Raw genomic sequence first — 14,469 nt, 5'->3', positions numbered from 1 at the left:
TGCCGTTATTCTATTTCGCGAAACAGCACCTGCTTGCACTTGGCGCAGACCCATTCCCGGCGAAAATCGGTCAGGTGCACTATGCCTACCTCCAGCAACTCGTGGTGGCCGCAGTGATAACAGAAGACGATGTCGCCATCGACTGATTCAGGGTGGGCCGCCAGATATTCGGCTTTGGTGGGGAGTTGATCCCACGAGGTGGTGGGGACATGCTTGCGTTGGCTGGTGTAGTAGACCCAGTAGAACAGAAAAAAGACAGCCAGGATCACGAATGTCAGCAGATGGTCCATCTTGAACTCCTCCGGTTAGGTGCAGCCCCTCGGATGCATGGCTGCAATCAGCTCCATCATCATTAAATTTGTTTCGAATGAATATGTTACAGGATGGATAAAGAGGGCGTTGTGATCCCCTTCGGGTTTTGCCCGCCCGCAGCGGGATGAAAAATGTGCCGTTTGGCGGAGCGGCCAGGGTATTGAACGGGGAGGGAACCTTGCTTTTTACAACATAAATTCAACATTTTTTTAGGTGGTTGGACTGTCTCTTTGATCCAGCTCACGTTACAATGCCCGCGCCCACTTCACCTAACGCGCAAACGATTTTCAGGAGAGAAACGGATGTTGAAACGTGACATGACCATCGCCAATTATGATCCGCAATTGTGGCAGGCCATCACAGACGAAACCCGTCGTCAGGAAGAGCATATCGAGCTGATTGCGTCTGAGAACTACACCAGCCCCCGTGTCATGGAAGCCCAGGGCTCCCAGCTGACCAACAAGTACGCTGAAGGTTACCCCTCCAAGCGTTACTACGGTGGTTGCGAGTATGTGGATGTGGTCGAAACCCTGGCTATCGAGCGCGCCAAAGAGCTGTTCGGTGCCACTTACGCCAACGTGCAGCCGCACTCCGGCTCCCAGGCCAACAGCGCCGTTTATATGGCTCTGCTGCAGCCGGGCGACACCGTACTGGGCATGAACCTGGCCCACGGCGGTCACCTGACCCACGGCTCTCCGGTCAACTTCTCCGGCAAGCTTTACAACATCGTGCCTTACGGTATCGATGAGTCCGGCAAGATCGACTACGACGACATGGAACGTCAGGCTGTCGAGCACAAGCCGAAGATGATGATCGGTGGCTTCTCTGCCTACTCCGGCATCGTTGACTGGGCCCGCATGCGCGAAATCGCCGACAAGGTCGGTGCCTACCTGTTCGTCGACATGGCCCACGTGGCTGGTCTGATTGCCGCTGGCGTTTACCCGAACCCGGTTCCCCACGCTCACGTGGTCACCTCCACCACTCACAAGACCCTGGCCGGTCCGCGCGGTGGTCTGATCCTCTCCGCCGCTGACGACGAGGAGCTCTACAAGAAGCTCAATTCCGCCGTCTTCCCGGGTGGTCAGGGTGGTCCGCTGATGCACGTTATCGCCGGTAAAGCCGTTGCCTTCAAAGAGGCGCTGGAGCCGGAGTTCAAGACCTATCAGGCTCAGGTCGTGAAAAACGCCAAGGCGATGGCTGCCACCTTTATCGAGCGCGGTTACAAGATCGTCTCCGGTGGTACCGACAACCACCTGATGCTGGTTGACCTGATCGGCCGCGAGCTGACCGGTAAGGATGCTGACGCTGCGCTGGGCAAAGCCAACATCACCGTCAACAAGAACTCAGTGCCCAACGACCCGCGCTCCCCGTTCGTCACCTCCGGTGTACGGATCGGTACCCCGGCCATCACCCGCCGCGGTTTCAAGGAGGCCGAGTCCATCGAGCTGACCCACTGGATCTGTGACGTACTGGACAACCACGACAACGATGCCGTGCTGGCCACCGTGCGTGAGAAGGTGCTGGATATCTGCCGCCGCTTCCCGGTCTATGGCTGATAAGTCAGACCGTTCGGTTTGAGACCAATGCCACCTGCGGGTGGCATTGTTTTTTCTGGCTTTTACCGGTTTTGGATGGCCGTGCTACACTGGCCGACCTAGATCCTGGCCCGCCGGGCCGGTCCCTGTTCCATTAACGCCGGAGGTCCGATGCATTGCCCATTCTGTAGTGCGGTTGATACCAAGGTGATCGATTCCCGCTTGGTGGCAGAAGGCCATCAGGTGCGCCGCCGTCGTGAGTGTCTGCTCTGTCACGAGCGTTTTACCACCTTCGAGATGGCCGAGCTGGTGATGCCCCGCGTCATCAAGTCCAACGGCTCCCGCGAGCCGTTCAACGAAGACAAGCTGCGCGCCGGCATCCTGCGGGCGCTGGAGAAGCGGCCGGTGAGCATGGAGGCCATCGAAAAAGCGGTCAACCATATCAAATCCCGCCTGCGTGCCACCGGCGAGCGCGAAGTCGCCTCCGAGCTGGTGGGCAATCTGGTGATGGATGAGCTCAAGAGTCTGGACAAGGTGGCCTATATCCGCTTTGCCTCCGTCTATCGCAGCTTCGAAGATATTCGCGAGTTCGGCGAAGAGATCGCCAAGCTGGAAAAATAAATCGTCCCTGAAGCAGGCCCGATTAGCGAAGCGTCATCGGATGCGGTAACGCAGCCAGTTACCTGATGCGATACGGCTTGGATGTTGTTGAAAACAGGAGCCCGAATGTTTAGTCAAGATGATTACCAATGGATGAGTCGGGCCCTCGAACTGGCCCGCCGCGGCCGCTACACCACGGCCCCCAACCCCTGCGTCGGCGCCGTGCTGGTCAAGGATGGCGTGGTGGTTGGCGAAGGGTGGCATCAGAAGGCGGGCGAGCCCCATGCCGAGGTCTACGCCCTGCGCGCCGCCGGTGACAACGCCCGCGGCGCCACCGCCTATGTGACCCTCGAACCCTGCTCCCACCACGGTCGTACTCCCCCCTGCGCCGAGGCGCTGATCAACGCTGGCGTGGCCCGGGTGGTGGCGGCCATGGTCGATCCCAATCCCCAGGTGGGCGGACGTGGCCTGCGGATGCTCTCCGAAGCGGGGATCAAGACAGATTTCGGCCTGCTGGCGAGCGAAGCCGAAGCGCTCAACCCGGGCTTTTTCAAGCGGATGCGTACCGCCTTCCCGCGGGTGACCGTCAAGCTGGGGGCCAGCCTCGATGGCCGCACCGCCATGGCGAGCGGCGAGAGCCAGTGGATCACCTCTCCCGATGCGCGCCGCGATGTGCAACGACTGCGGGCCCGCCACGATGCGGTGCTCTCCAGCGCTGAAACCGTGCTGGCCGATGGCGCTTCCCTGACCGTGCGCTGGGATGAGCTGCCCCCCTCGGTCAAGGCGAGCTATCCCAAAGAGACCCTGCGCCAGCCGCTGCGAGTCATCGTCGATTCGCAAAACCGCCTCACACCCGACTTGCCGCTGTTCCAGAGCGAGAGTCCGGTGCTGCTGGCCCGTCATAAGGCGTCCGGCGAGTGGCCCGCATGGGTGCAGCAGTTGGAGCTGCCGCTGCTGGATGGCAAGCTGGATCTGGTCAGCCTCTTCATGCTGCTGGCCAAGCAGAACGTCAACTCGGTGTTGGTTGAGGCGGGCCCGCGGCTGTGCGGCGCTCTGCTGGAAAAAGGGCTGGTGGATGAGCTGGTGCTCTATCAGGCTCCCAAATTGATGGGTGACGAGGGGCGTGGCTTGTTCCATCTGCCGGGCCTGACCCGGCTGTTCCAGGCACCCAGGCTCGCCATCAAGGATGTGCGAATGGTGGGGCCGGATATTCGCATTACCGCCAAAATAGCCTGATTTATCAATGTTCAAGGGGGCATAATCAGCCTCCGTCATCAGCAAGGTGATCTGCATGTTTACCGGAATTATCGAAGCGGTGGGAACCCTGGCCGAACTGCGCCGTCAGGGCGATGACATGGCCCTCACCGTCCACGCACCAGGTCTGGATTTTAGCGACGTCAAACTGGGCGACTCCATCGCCACCAACGGCGTCTGCCTCACCGTGGTGGCGCTGGGCGACAAGAGTTATACCGCCGATGTGTCGCTGGAAACCCTCTCCCGTACCGGTTTTGCCGCCGCCAGAGTGGGCGATCGGGTCAACCTCGAGAAGGCACTGATGCCCACCTCCCGCCTCGGCGGCCATCTGGTCTCCGGTCATGTGGACGGGGTAGGGGAGGTGAAAAGCGTCTCCAGCAGCGGCCGCGCCATCGAGTACTGGATCAAGGCGCCGGGGGAACTCTCCCGCTATATCGCCGAGAAAGGCTCCATTGCGGTGGATGGCATCAGCCTCACCGTCAACGCGGTGCAGGGCGACCTTTTCCGCCTGACCATAGTGCCCCACACCGCCCAGGAGACCACCATCGCCAGCTGGAAGCCGGGTCACAAGGTCAACCTCGAGGTGGATCAGATCGCCCGATATCTGGAGCGGCTGATGATGGGAAAAAGTCAGGAGAGCAGCGCCTCGACCCTGACCATGGAGACGCTGGCCAAGGCCGGTTTTCTCTGACGGTGTGCGCTGAATCTGGCCACCAAAACGATTTTCTGTGATCCCGCTCTGATTGAAATGGAGCCGCTAGCCCCAATCTAGAGCAACATACACACGCATTTGCGTTGAGCCTGCGGGCTCAACCCCCAAGCACACTGATGGAGTAGCCCATGGCGCTGAGCACAACCCAGGAAATCATTGCCGATATCAAGGCTGGCAAGATGGTGATCCTGATGGATGACGAAGACAGGGAGAACGAAGGGGACCTCATCATGGCCGCTTCCTGCGTCCGTCCGGAGGATATCAACTTCATGGCCCGCTACGGCCGTGGCCTCATCTGCCTGACCCTGACCCGGGATCGCTGCAAGCAATTGGCTCTGCCGCTGATGGTGGATCGCAACAATGCCCAGTTCTCCACCGCCTTTACCGTCTCCATCGAGGCGGCAGAAGGGGTGACCACAGGTATCTCAGCCGCCGATCGTGCTGTGACCGTGCAGGCCGCTGTGGCGCCCAATGCCAAGGCGGCCGATCTGGTGCAGCCGGGCCACATCTTCCCGCTGATGGCTCAGGATGGCGGCGTGCTGACCCGTGCCGGTCACACCGAAGCGGGCTGCGATCTGGCCCGTCTGGCCGGTTTCGAGGCGGCCGCCGTCATCGTCGAGATCCTCAACGAGGATGGCACCATGGCGCGCCGTCCGGATCTGGAGGTGTTCGCCGAGGAGCACGGCATCAAGCTTGGCACCATCGCCGATCTTATCGAGTACCGCAACCAGCACGAGACCACGGTCGAGAAGGTGGCCGAGTGCAAGTTGCCCACCGAATTTGGCGAGTTCGACCTCATCACCTTCCGCGATACCATCGACAATCAGGTTCACTTCGCCCTGAAAAAGGGTGAGGTACAGGCCGATCAGCCGACCCTGGTGCGCGTCCATCTGCACGATGTGCTGAGCGATCTGCTGCTGACCGACCGCCACGCTGCCCGTAGCTGGCCGCTGCCCAAATCCATGGCCCGCATTGCCAGCGAAGGCGGCGTGCTGGTGATTTTGGGGGCGGAATCCCATGGCGCCGAGCTGTTGGCCCGGGTCAAGGGTTTTGAAGCCGCCGACAAGGGGCTGGCACCGGAAGGAGCCAAGTGGCAGGGCACCTCGCGCCGGGTTGGCGTGGGTTCCCAGATCCTCAAGGCCCTTGGTGTAAGCAAGATGCGCCTGCTGAGCTCGCCGAAGAAGTACCATGCCCTCGGTGGTTTCGGTCTGGAAGTGGTTGAGTACATCGGCGAGTAATTAATCTTTGTAGGATAAAAAAGATGACGCCATGGCGTCATCTTTTTTTTGTTGGTTTCAACGGCGACGCCGTAGCCAGGCTATTGGTATTAGTAACAGGGCTGCTAGACCGATAGAACCACCGCCGCCACCGCCACTACCTGATGTGGTTGTCGGCTGGGAGGGTTGGGCAGGTTGCGGTGTCGGTTCAGGGATGGGGGCTGGTTCTTCTTTTGTTGTGATACCTATAAGTGCTGCTTCAAGTGTTGAAGCTCGTCCAGCAATGGTACTTTTCATACTAATGATTTCGGCACGAATAGAGTCAACAGCGTATTTGCCATCGAAACGAACGCGAATTGTGCAATCTTGGCCCGGTTTTAGTTCAACGTTACAGTTATTGGCTATTCCAGGTGCAGTAGTTACCAGATCACTCAGGGTTGCGCTGAACATGGTGCGGTTGACTAGTCTATATTCTGCCCAGCGGCTCTGGTTTGCCGGAACATTCAGTCCGCGTAGTGATGTAATGGTAATGTTGTGTTTTTGTTCGTTTATCCAATCAGCCAAAGCAGGTGCATAAGTGTATCCCCCTGCGGCTCCGGAAGCACACGGAAAGGCCCCATAGCTAGTGATGCCGACCAGCTGTCCCATATAAACCAATGGCCCCCCGCTATCGCCTTTGCAGGAGTCCTGCATCACGGTCTGTCCGGCAAAGATATGGCTCAGGGTTGTGTCTCCATACCATCTGTCCCTGTCGCCTTGATAAGGGAGGTCAATAGTCTGAAGTACTGGACTGTCAATAGTGGCCTGCGGATTGATGCCGCCATAACCATAGGTTCGTAGTTGAGTTGGCCCAACCCATGTGTCTTTGGTATTTAATGGCGCCAAAGTGATTGGAGCATTGGCTGTGGGTGTTGCTAGGTGCAGCAGGGCAATATCTTTTTCAAAGGTTGGAATATCAAAACCGAGGGATTTCAGACGATTGACCAGATATTCGGTATTCATCAAAACTTGGTCAATCGAAGTCCGCTGATGGGATTTGCTCAAGTCCGTTACGCCGATGGCGACTTCCATCTTGCCTACTTGCGGGTTTTCTACGCAATGGGCTGCTGTGACGACCCACTCACGATCGATAAGAGTACCGCCACAGTAGTTGAACCATGTTCCATTAACATTTTCCCCAATGGCAACCATCCAGCTAGGAGCGGTAGTACCACTGCCGCCAATAATGCGTGGTGTGCTATTTGCGTGAGGCGATGTAGCTGCGATGATTGCAGATATCAATGCCGCACGTTTTAAATACAACATTTCGAACTCCTTTCAGTGTGTTTTTATTTTACCGCACTGGAACGATGCGGTTGTGGGGGGGGAGTATTATGGGTCTTATTGACTGGCTGTGAAAAAAGTTAATAGATGGAATTTGTCGGAGTTATGAAGCTGGTTTTTGTCGTGGGTCTGTTGTGCTAGAATGTGCGCACTTTTGACTCCGGCCCTTTTGATTGCACAGATACAGGATTTCCAATGAAGGTTATCGAAGGAAATATCGCCGCTCCTGAGGCGCGCGTTGCTATTGTTGTTGCCCGTTTCAACAGCTTCATCAACGACAGTCTGGTGAACGGTGCGGTGGACGTACTGAAGCGTCAAGGTCAAGTGCAGGACAGCAACCTGACACTGGTAAAAGTGCCGGGCGCGGTTGAAATGCCATTGGTCATCAAGAAGCTGGCCAAGAGTGGTCAATACGACGCCATCGTGGCGGTCGGTACTGTCATCCGTGGCGGCACCTACCACTTCGACCTGGTGGCAAACGAGAACAGCAAGGGCATGGCTCAGGTAATGATGGAATATGAAATTCCCGTTGCCTTCGGGGTGCTGACCACTGAAAACATTGAACAAGCCATCGAGCGTGCAGGTACCAAGGCGGGTAACAAGGGTGCAGAGGCTGCACTGGCAGCGCTCGAAATGATCAACGTCCTGAAAGAACTGGACGTGTAACGAGGAGAAGTACATTGAAACCGTCTGAGCGCCGTAAAGCCCGCCATTGCGCCACCCAGGCCATCTACCAGTGGCAGATGACCAAGGCTAACGTGGGTGACATCGAAGAGCAGTTCAAGATCGATCAGGACACCAAGGGTGTAGACCTGAACTATTTCCGCGATCTGCTGTTCGGGGTAGCCCTCCACTGCAGCGAGCTGGACAAGGTGTTTGCACCTTTCCTCTCCCGTCCGCTGGAAGAAGTGGACATGGTGGACAAGGCGATCCTGCGTCTGGCGACCTACGAGCTGACCCGTCGTGATGATGTACCGCCGCGCGTGGTCATCAACGAAGCGATCGAGCTGGCCAAAGCTTTTGCTGCCGATGACAGCCACAAGTTTGTCAACGGTGTACTGGACAAGGTGATCAAGTCGCTAAACAAGCGTTGATCCTGCTGTCCGTCAGCATCTAAGAGAGGAGCCAGCTTATTGCTGGCTTTTTACTGTATGGGTGAATTTGAGCTGATTGATAAGTACTTCAAGGTCCCCCACGCCCGCAAGGACGTGGTGATGGGCCCTGGAGATGACTGTGCCCTGCTGACCCTGCCCCCCGATACCCAACTGGCGGTGAGCACCGACACTCTGGTGAGCGGCGTACACTTCTTTCCCGACATGGATCCGGTGGATCTCGGCTACAAGGCGCTGGCGGTCAATCTCTCCGATCTCGCCGCCATGGGGGCCGAGCCGCGCTGGGTATCGCTGGCGCTGACCTTGCCTGCCATCAACGAAGGTTGGGTCGCCGGTTTTGCCGAAGGGTTTCTGGAGCTGGCCGAGTACTACAATGTGGCGCTGGTGGGCGGAGACATGACCCGTGGGCCGCTCTCCATCACCATCTCGGTGAAGGGATCGGTGCCTGCCGGTCGCGCCCTGATGCGCAGCGGCGCCAAAGCCGGTGACGGCATCTATGTGACCGGCACTCTGGGAGATGCCGCGCTGGCGCTCTCCCACCTGCTGGGCAAACGCACCCTCAACGAGAACCAGCTGGCTGCGGTGCTGCCACGGCTCGACCACCCCCATCCCCGCATTCTGGCCGGTCAGGCCCTACGCGGACTGGCGGGCAGTGCGCTGGATCTCTCCGATGGGCTGGCATCGGATCTCGGCCATATCCTCAAGGCCTCCGGCGTGCGGGCCCAGATCGATCTCGATCTGCTGCCGCTCTCGCCGGTGCTGCAGGATGCGGTGAGCGAGCAGGAGGCGTGGCAACTGGCGCTGGCCGGTGGCGATGACTACGAGCTCTGCTTTACAGTGCCGGAGGAGCACCGCGGCGCGCTCGATACGGCGCTGGCCCACAGCGGGGTCAAGTTCAGCCGCATCGGCCGCATCGTGGCGGGCGAGCCGGGCATCGACTACCTGCGTGGCGACCAGGCGGTCGAGTTGCAACTGAAAGGGTGGGATCACTTCGCATGAGTTTGTTCAGGATAAAGCCCGAGCTGACACGACTGGATCTGAAAAATCCGCTTCATTTTTTGGCGGTGGGATTTGGTTCTGGTCTCAGCCCCAAGGCGCCGGGCACCATGGGCACCCTGGCGGCCATTCCGCTCTACCTGCTGGTGAGCGGGCTGCCGACCCACTGGTTTATCGCCTTGCTGGCGGTGGGATTTGTGGTCGGTATTCGTATCTGCCAGAGCGCCACCGATGCCATCGGTATGCCGGATCACGGCGCCATCGTCTGGGACGAGGTGATCGGTTTTGGCGTCACCATGATCGCCGCGCCAGCCGGCTGGGAGTGGGTGGTGGCGGGCTTCGCGCTGTTCCGGTTGTTTGATGTGCTCAAGCCCTGGCCCATCTCCTGGTTTGATCGCCGGATCCACGGTGGCCTGGGCATCATGCTGGACGATCTGATCGCCGGCCTGTTCGCCCTGTTTTGTATGCAATTACTGGCATTCTGGCTCGGTTGAGAGCCACCTTCAGGGGGATGACCGTTCTGGCATCCCCCGATTTATATCTGCTTAATTTTCATTCATCGGCATATGCTGCCGTTTATCATCCATTTCACATAAATATTCACTACTCATTCGGGGCTGGTGATTGTTTTGGAAATAGTGATAAATGCTGCTTGTTGCGTTGTTGTTGAAATTAAAGTAATGATACCAATAGATGTACGGACGCACCGGCCATTTGTGTGATGAAAATCATCATTTATCTCTGCCGAATTGGTGGTTATCTGCACAAAACATTGCGGAATTGTATAACTCAATCATTTACACCCGTGGTCAAACCGTCTAAGTTACTCGCGGGTTATTCCAAAAAAATGCAAAAAACCCGCCCGGATCGCTGGTTTCGCTGCCTCATGGATTGAGCAAATATTGCCCAAGGTAACAACCGGCATCTGCGGCTGATTTACGGACGAATTATTTGGGACGGATGTCCCCCGCAGAGGTAAACATGTCCTTGCTCGAAGTAAAGAACTTGCGGATTGAGTACCCCTCCCGCTACGGGGTACTGGCCGCGGTGAAGGATCTCTCTTTCTCTATCGAAAAGGGTGAGATTGTCGGGGTGGTCGGTGAATCCGGCGCCGGCAAGTCCACCATCGGCAACGCCGTTATCGATCTCCTGAGCCCGCCGGGTCGCATCGCTCGTGGCGATATCTATCTCAATGGCGAGCTTATCTCCGGCAAGAGCCAGAATGAGATGCGGGCCATCCGTGGCTCCCGTATCGGGTTCATCTTCCAGGACCCCATGACCTCCCTCAACCCGCTGTTCACCGTTGAGCATCAGCTGGTGGAGACCATTCTGGCCAATACCGACCTCTCTCGCGAGGCTGCTTTTGCCAAGGCATTGGAGCTGATGGGGGCGGTGGGTATTCCGCAGCCGGAGCTGCGCATCAAACAGTATCCGCACCAGTTCTCCGGTGGCATGCGTCAGCGGGTGGTTATCGCCATCGCCCTCTCCTGCGATCCGGAGCTGATCATCGCCGACGAGCCGACCACAGCGCTGGACGTCTCCATTCAGGATCAGATCCTCCAGCTTATCCGCGCCCTCTGCAAAGAGCGTCAGGTGGGCTGCATGCTGGTGACCCACGACATGGGGGTGGTCTCCAACGTCACCGACAAGGTGGCGGTGATGTATCGCGGCGATCTGGTGGAGTTCGGCCTGACCGAACAGGTACTGGGCAGCCCCAATCACCCCTATACCCGCAGCCTCATCTCGGCGGTACCCCGCTCCGACGTGAAGTTGGTGCGTTTCCCGCTGGTCTCCTATATCGAGGATGCCAGTGCGCCGGATACCAATATCGACCTCAAGACCCACTGGCTCGGCCAGAGTCAGGACGAGCGTGCCTATGAAGGGGCGCTGCTGCGGGTGGAGAACGTTGATCTGAAGTTCGTCACCAAGGACTCCATCTTCCCGAGCCGTCGCCAATATGTGCGCGCCTGCAACAACATCAGCTTCGAGATCTTCGAAGGGGAGACCTTCGGTCTGGTGGGGGAGTCCGGCTCCGGCAAATCGACCATTGCCCGCGCCATCACCGGTCTCTATCCGCCTGATACCGGCAAAATCTTCTTCGAGGGGATCGATCTGACTGCTCTCAAGAGCGAGCGCGAGCGCCGCCCGCTGCGTCGCCAGATGCAGATGGTGTTCCAGAACCCCTATTCGTCGATGAACCCGCGGATGAAGGTGCGCGACATCATTGCCGAGCCGATCCGCTTCCATCAGCTGGCGAGCAGCGAGAGCCAGATTGAGGGGATTGTCGGCGATCTGCTGGATCATGTGGGTCTCGGTCGTGGTGCCGGGGTCAAGTATCCCCACGAGTTCTCTGGCGGCCAGCGCCAGCGCATCTCCATTGCCCGCGCCCTGGCCACTCGCCCGCGCTTCCTTATCTGCGACGAGCCGACCTCGGCGCTGGATGTGTCGGTGCAGGCCCAGATCCTCAACCTGCTCAAGGATCTGCAGCAGGAGCTCAAGCTCACCATGCTGTTTATCAGCCACGATCTGCCGGTGATCCGCCAGATGTGCGACCGCATCGGGGTGATGCAGCACGGTCATCTGGTGGAAGTGGCCGAGACCGAGAAACTCTTTACCAATGCCGAGCATGAGTACAGCCGCAAGCTGATCTCCCTCATGCCGGAGTTCAAGGGAATGTCCCGCGAGGGGCTGGAAATCGCAAGCTAGGAGAGCACCGGTGCGCCGGTCTGCTTGTCAAAAAAAGTGTCATAAGAAAGCCAAAAGCATGGAGAACAAGATGAAGAAAGGATTGTCCAAGATTGCCCTGGCGCTGTTTGCCGCCGGTTTCGCCTTCAGTGTCTCAGCCGCTGATATCAAGGTGGGTGTCGCTTCTGACGCCACTTCGCTGGATCCGCAGGAGCAGCTCTCCGGTCAGACCCTGGAGATGTCGCACCTGGTATTCGATCCCCTGATGCGTTACACCCAGGACTTGCAGTTCGAGCCTCGTCTGGCCGAGAAGTTCGAGCGTGTCGATGACAAGACCGTCCGCTTCCACCTGCGCAAAGGGGTCAAGTTCCACTCCGGTAACGACTTCACCGCTGACGACGTGGTGTGGACCGTCAACCGCCTGAAATCCTCCGTCGACTTCAAGGCGATCTTCGATCCCATCAGCGAAGTGAAGAAAGTCGATGACTACACCGTCGATCTGATTACCGCCAAGCCGTTCCCGCTGGTGCTGCAGACCGTCACCTACATCTTCCCGATGGACTCCAAGTTCTACACCGGCAAGACCGAAGCGGGCAAAGACAAGGCCGAGATCGTCAAAAACGGCGACTCCTATGCCTCTACCCACGTCTCCGGTACTGGCCCGTTCACCGTCAAGTTCCGCGAGCAGGGTGTGAAGCTGGATTATGCCCGCAACGCCAACTACTGGGACAAGGCCTCCAAGGGTAATGTTGAGAACCTGACCGTGGTGCCGATCAAGGAAGATGCGACCCGTGTTGCAGCCCTGCTGGGTGGCGACGTGGACATGATCTATCCGGTTGCGCCGAACGATCTGGAGCGCGTGAAGAATGGCAAGGACTCCCAGCTGATCACCCTGTCCGGTACCCGCGCCATCATCATCGAGCTGAACCAGAACACCAACCCGGCACTGAAAGACAAGCGCGTGCGTCAGGCGATCAACTACGCCATCAACCAGGTGGGCATTGTCGAGAAGATCAACAAGGGCTTCGGTACCCCTGCTGGCCAGCTGAGCCCGAAAGGCTATGCCGGTCACAACGAGGCGCTGGTGCCCCAGTATGATCTGGCCAAGGCCAAGGAGCTGATGAAAGAGGCCGGTTACGAGAAAGGCTTCAAGATGACCTTCATCTCCCCGGCTGCCCGCTACGTCAACGACGTCAAGATTGCCCAGGCTGTCTCTGCCATGCTGGCCAAGATCAACATCAAGGTGGATCTGAAGACCATGCCGGTGGCCCAGTACTGGCCTGAGTTTGACAAGTGCGCCGCGGACATGCAGCTGATCGGCTGGCACTCCGACACCGAAGATACCGCGAACTTCTTCGAGTTCCTGACCTTCACCAAGGACGCCAAGACCGGTATGGGTCAGTACAACTGCGCCGGTTACGCCAACGCCGAAGCTGACAAGCTGGTGATGGATGCCAACGCCGAGACCGATCCGGCCAAGCGTGCCGAGATGCTGAAGAAGGTCGAAGCCATGCTGATCGAAGATGCTGCCTACGTGCCGTTGCACTGGGAAGATCTGGCCTATGGCGCCAAGAAGAACGTCGACATCAAGCCGGTGGTCAACGTGATGAACTTCCCTTACCTGGGTGACCTGGTGGTCAGCAAGTAAGAGAACGTCGCAAGGAAGGACGGGGCGGGGTGGTCAGCTGGCCACTCCGCCCACTAACAGAAGCCTGTGCCACGACACAGGCCACGTAGAAGGACAAGCATGTTTACATTCCTGCTGAAACGGTTCTATCAGGCCGTGATAGTGATGTTCGTCATCAGCCTGGTCGCCTTCTCCATCCAGGACAACCTGGGTGACCCGTTGCGCGAGCTGGTGGGACAATCCGTCTCCGAAGCCCAGCGTCACGAGTTGCGCGAGAAGATGGGCCTTAACGATCCCTTCCTCATCAAATACAGCCGCTTTCTGAAAAATGCGGTGCATGGGGATTTGGGTACCTCCTATTTCTTCAAGCGACCCGCTCTCGAGGTGATCCTCGACAAGCTGGTGGCTACCCTTGAGCTGGTGTTTGCTGCCGCGCTCATCATCGTGGTGGTCTCCATTCCACTCGGTGTCTATTCGGCGATCCGCCCGCGCAGCATTCCCACCAAGATCATCATGGCGGGGAGCAGTATCGGTATCTCGATCCCGGTATTTTTGACCGCCATCATGCTGATGTACCTCTTCTCCATCCAGCTGGGCTGGCTGCCAGCCTATGGCCGCGGCGAGACCCGTAACCTGCTGGGCTGGGAGTCGGGCTTCTTTACCTGGGATGGCATCCTGCACCTGATCCTGCCGGCGGTGTCGCTCTCTTCCATCATGCTGCCGCTGTTTATCCGGCTGGTGCGCTCCGAGATGCTGGAGCAGCTCTCTTCCGAGTACGTCAAATTCGCCCGCGCCAAAGGGCTGGATAACAACAAGGTCTACTATCAGCACGCTCTGAAGAACACCATGCTGCCGGTCATTACCGTCGGCGGGGTGCAGATCGGCACTATGGTGGCCTACACCATTCTGACCGAGAGCGTGTTCCAGTGGCCGGGTACCGGCTTCCTGTTCCTCGAGGCGATCCACCGGGTCGATACGCCCCTCATCACCGCCTACGTCATCTTCGTGGGACTGATCTTCGTGGTGACCAATACCCTGGTCGACCTGCTCTACGGGTTGATTAACCCGACCGTTAACCTGACTGCCAAGGGGTAAG

Annotated in this window: 14 protein-coding genes; 12 read left to right on the top strand and 2 right to left on the bottom strand. The window is 58.2% G+C overall.

What is annotated here, in order from left to right:
• Positions 1 to 5: 5 nt before the first annotated feature.
• A complete protein-coding gene (locus AACT07_RS02795) occupies positions 6 to 290 on the bottom strand; it encodes a hypothetical protein (protein WP_069526519.1) in 285 nt (94 codons plus the stop codon).
• 324 nt (positions 291 to 614) lie between these two features.
• On the opposite strand from AACT07_RS02795, the gene glyA reads away from it, so the two are divergent.
• The 5 genes from glyA (at position 615) to ribBA (ending at position 5,651) form a co-directional block, all read left to right on the top strand.
• On the top strand, positions 615 to 1,868 hold the full coding sequence (gene glyA / locus AACT07_RS02790; protein WP_005338884.1) for a serine hydroxymethyltransferase: 1,254 nt from the start codon (positions 615 to 617) through the stop codon (positions 1,866 to 1,868).
• A gap of 150 nt (positions 1,869 to 2,018) precedes the next feature.
• Positions 2,019 to 2,468 carry a transcriptional regulator NrdR gene (gene nrdR / locus AACT07_RS02785; RefSeq protein ID WP_005338880.1) on the top strand — a complete coding sequence of 150 codons (450 nt, stop codon included), beginning with the start codon at positions 2,019 to 2,021 and terminating at the stop codon, positions 2,466 to 2,468.
• Positions 2,469 to 2,573: 105 nt separating this feature from the next.
• A complete protein-coding gene (ribD, locus tag AACT07_RS02780) occupies positions 2,574 to 3,683 on the top strand; it encodes a bifunctional diaminohydroxyphosphoribosylaminopyrimidine deaminase/5-amino-6-(5-phosphoribosylamino)uracil reductase RibD (RefSeq protein WP_069526518.1) in 1,110 nt (369 codons plus the stop codon).
• A gap of 55 nt (positions 3,684 to 3,738) precedes the next feature.
• On the top strand, positions 3,739 to 4,392 hold the full coding sequence (locus AACT07_RS02775) for a riboflavin synthase (protein WP_005349507.1): 654 nt from the start codon (positions 3,739 to 3,741) through the stop codon (positions 4,390 to 4,392).
• Positions 4,393 to 4,541: 149 nt separating this feature from the next.
• On the top strand, positions 4,542 to 5,651 hold the full coding sequence (gene ribBA, locus AACT07_RS02770) for a bifunctional 3,4-dihydroxy-2-butanone-4-phosphate synthase/GTP cyclohydrolase II (protein WP_069526517.1): 1,110 nt from the start codon (positions 4,542 to 4,544) through the stop codon (positions 5,649 to 5,651).
• 57 nt (positions 5,652 to 5,708) lie between these two features.
• Here ribBA and AACT07_RS02765 read toward each other — a convergent pair whose 3' ends face one another.
• Positions 5,709 to 6,935 carry a S1 family peptidase gene (locus AACT07_RS02765; RefSeq protein ID WP_069526516.1) on the bottom strand — a complete coding sequence of 409 codons (1,227 nt, stop codon included), beginning with the start codon at positions 6,933 to 6,935 and terminating at the stop codon, positions 5,709 to 5,711.
• A 213-nt stretch (positions 6,936 to 7,148) separates the two neighbouring features.
• Here AACT07_RS02765 and ribH point away from each other — a divergent pair, with 213 nt between their 5' ends.
• From ribH to AACT07_RS02730, 7 genes are all read left to right on the top strand, one after another.
• Complete coding sequence (ribH, locus tag AACT07_RS02760; RefSeq protein ID WP_005338866.1) at positions 7,149 to 7,619, top strand: 6,7-dimethyl-8-ribityllumazine synthase; 471 nt, start codon at positions 7,149 to 7,151, stop codon at positions 7,617 to 7,619.
• Positions 7,620 to 7,633: 14 nt separating this feature from the next.
• Positions 7,634 to 8,047, top strand: coding sequence for a transcription antitermination factor NusB (gene nusB / locus AACT07_RS02755; RefSeq protein ID WP_005343514.1), 414 nt, complete (start codon positions 7,634 to 7,636; stop codon positions 8,045 to 8,047).
• 57 nt (positions 8,048 to 8,104) lie between these two features.
• Positions 8,105 to 9,064, top strand: a complete 960-nt coding sequence (gene thiL, locus AACT07_RS02750; RefSeq protein WP_026034998.1) for a thiamine-phosphate kinase — start codon at positions 8,105 to 8,107, stop codon at positions 9,062 to 9,064.
• Positions 9,061 to 9,555, top strand: a complete 495-nt coding sequence (locus AACT07_RS02745; protein ID WP_005349509.1) for a phosphatidylglycerophosphatase A family protein — start codon at positions 9,061 to 9,063, stop codon at positions 9,553 to 9,555. The genes thiL and AACT07_RS02745 overlap by 4 nt, the downstream gene beginning before the upstream one ends.
• A gap of 487 nt (positions 9,556 to 10,042) precedes the next feature.
• Positions 10,043 to 11,767: a dipeptide ABC transporter ATP-binding protein gene (locus tag AACT07_RS02740; RefSeq protein WP_005358467.1), complete on the top strand. Its 1,725-nt coding sequence runs from the start codon at positions 10,043 to 10,045 to the stop codon at positions 11,765 to 11,767.
• A 70-nt stretch (positions 11,768 to 11,837) separates the two neighbouring features.
• The gene (locus AACT07_RS02735) at positions 11,838 to 13,394 is read left to right on the top strand and encodes an ABC transporter substrate-binding protein (RefSeq protein ID WP_069526515.1); all 1,557 of its coding nucleotides are present in this window, start codon (positions 11,838 to 11,840) and stop codon (positions 13,392 to 13,394) included.
• 99 nt (positions 13,395 to 13,493) lie between these two features.
• The gene (locus AACT07_RS02730) at positions 13,494 to 14,468 is read left to right on the top strand and encodes an ABC transporter permease (RefSeq protein ID WP_005349514.1); all 975 of its coding nucleotides are present in this window, start codon (positions 13,494 to 13,496) and stop codon (positions 14,466 to 14,468) included.
• Position 14,469 lies beyond the last annotated feature (1 nt).

Source organism: Aeromonas sp. ANP5 (assembly GCF_963870295.1).
In the GTDB taxonomy this organism is placed as follows: domain Bacteria; phylum Pseudomonadota; class Gammaproteobacteria; order Enterobacterales; family Aeromonadaceae; genus Aeromonas; species Aeromonas veronii.
Note: the sequence above shows the minus strand (reverse complement) of the source record. Positions and strands in the feature narration are given on the sequence as shown.

Bases quoted from the DNA above. Each gene is read 5' to 3' on its own strand.
- ribH (WP_005338866.1), top strand. From the start codon at position 7,149: ATGAAGGTTATCGAAGGAAATATCGCCGCTCCTGAGGCGCGCGTTGCT.
- ribBA (WP_069526517.1), top strand. From the start codon at position 4,542: ATGGCGCTGAGCACAACCCAGGAAATCATTGCCGATATCAAGGCTGGC.
- AACT07_RS02745 (WP_005349509.1), top strand. From the start codon at position 9,061: ATGAGTTTGTTCAGGATAAAGCCCGAGCTGACACGACTGGATCTGAAA.
- AACT07_RS02730 (WP_005349514.1), top strand. From the start codon at position 13,494: ATGTTTACATTCCTGCTGAAACGGTTCTATCAGGCCGTGATAGTGATG.
- AACT07_RS02740 (WP_005358467.1), top strand. From the start codon at position 10,043: ATGTCCTTGCTCGAAGTAAAGAACTTGCGGATTGAGTACCCCTCCCGC.
- nrdR (WP_005338880.1), top strand. From the start codon at position 2,019: ATGCATTGCCCATTCTGTAGTGCGGTTGATACCAAGGTGATCGATTCC.
- AACT07_RS02765 (WP_069526516.1), bottom strand. From the start codon at position 6,935: ATGTTGTATTTAAAACGTGCGGCATTGATATCTGCAATCATCGCAGCT.
- glyA (WP_005338884.1), top strand. From the start codon at position 615: ATGTTGAAACGTGACATGACCATCGCCAATTATGATCCGCAATTGTGG.
- ribD (WP_069526518.1), top strand. From the start codon at position 2,574: ATGTTTAGTCAAGATGATTACCAATGGATGAGTCGGGCCCTCGAACTG.
- thiL (WP_026034998.1), top strand. From the start codon at position 8,105: ATGGGTGAATTTGAGCTGATTGATAAGTACTTCAAGGTCCCCCACGCC.
- AACT07_RS02795 (WP_069526519.1), bottom strand. From the start codon at position 290: ATGGACCATCTGCTGACATTCGTGATCCTGGCTGTCTTTTTTCTGTTC.
- AACT07_RS02775 (WP_005349507.1), top strand. From the start codon at position 3,739: ATGTTTACCGGAATTATCGAAGCGGTGGGAACCCTGGCCGAACTGCGC.
- AACT07_RS02735 (WP_069526515.1), top strand. From the start codon at position 11,838: ATGAAGAAAGGATTGTCCAAGATTGCCCTGGCGCTGTTTGCCGCCGGT.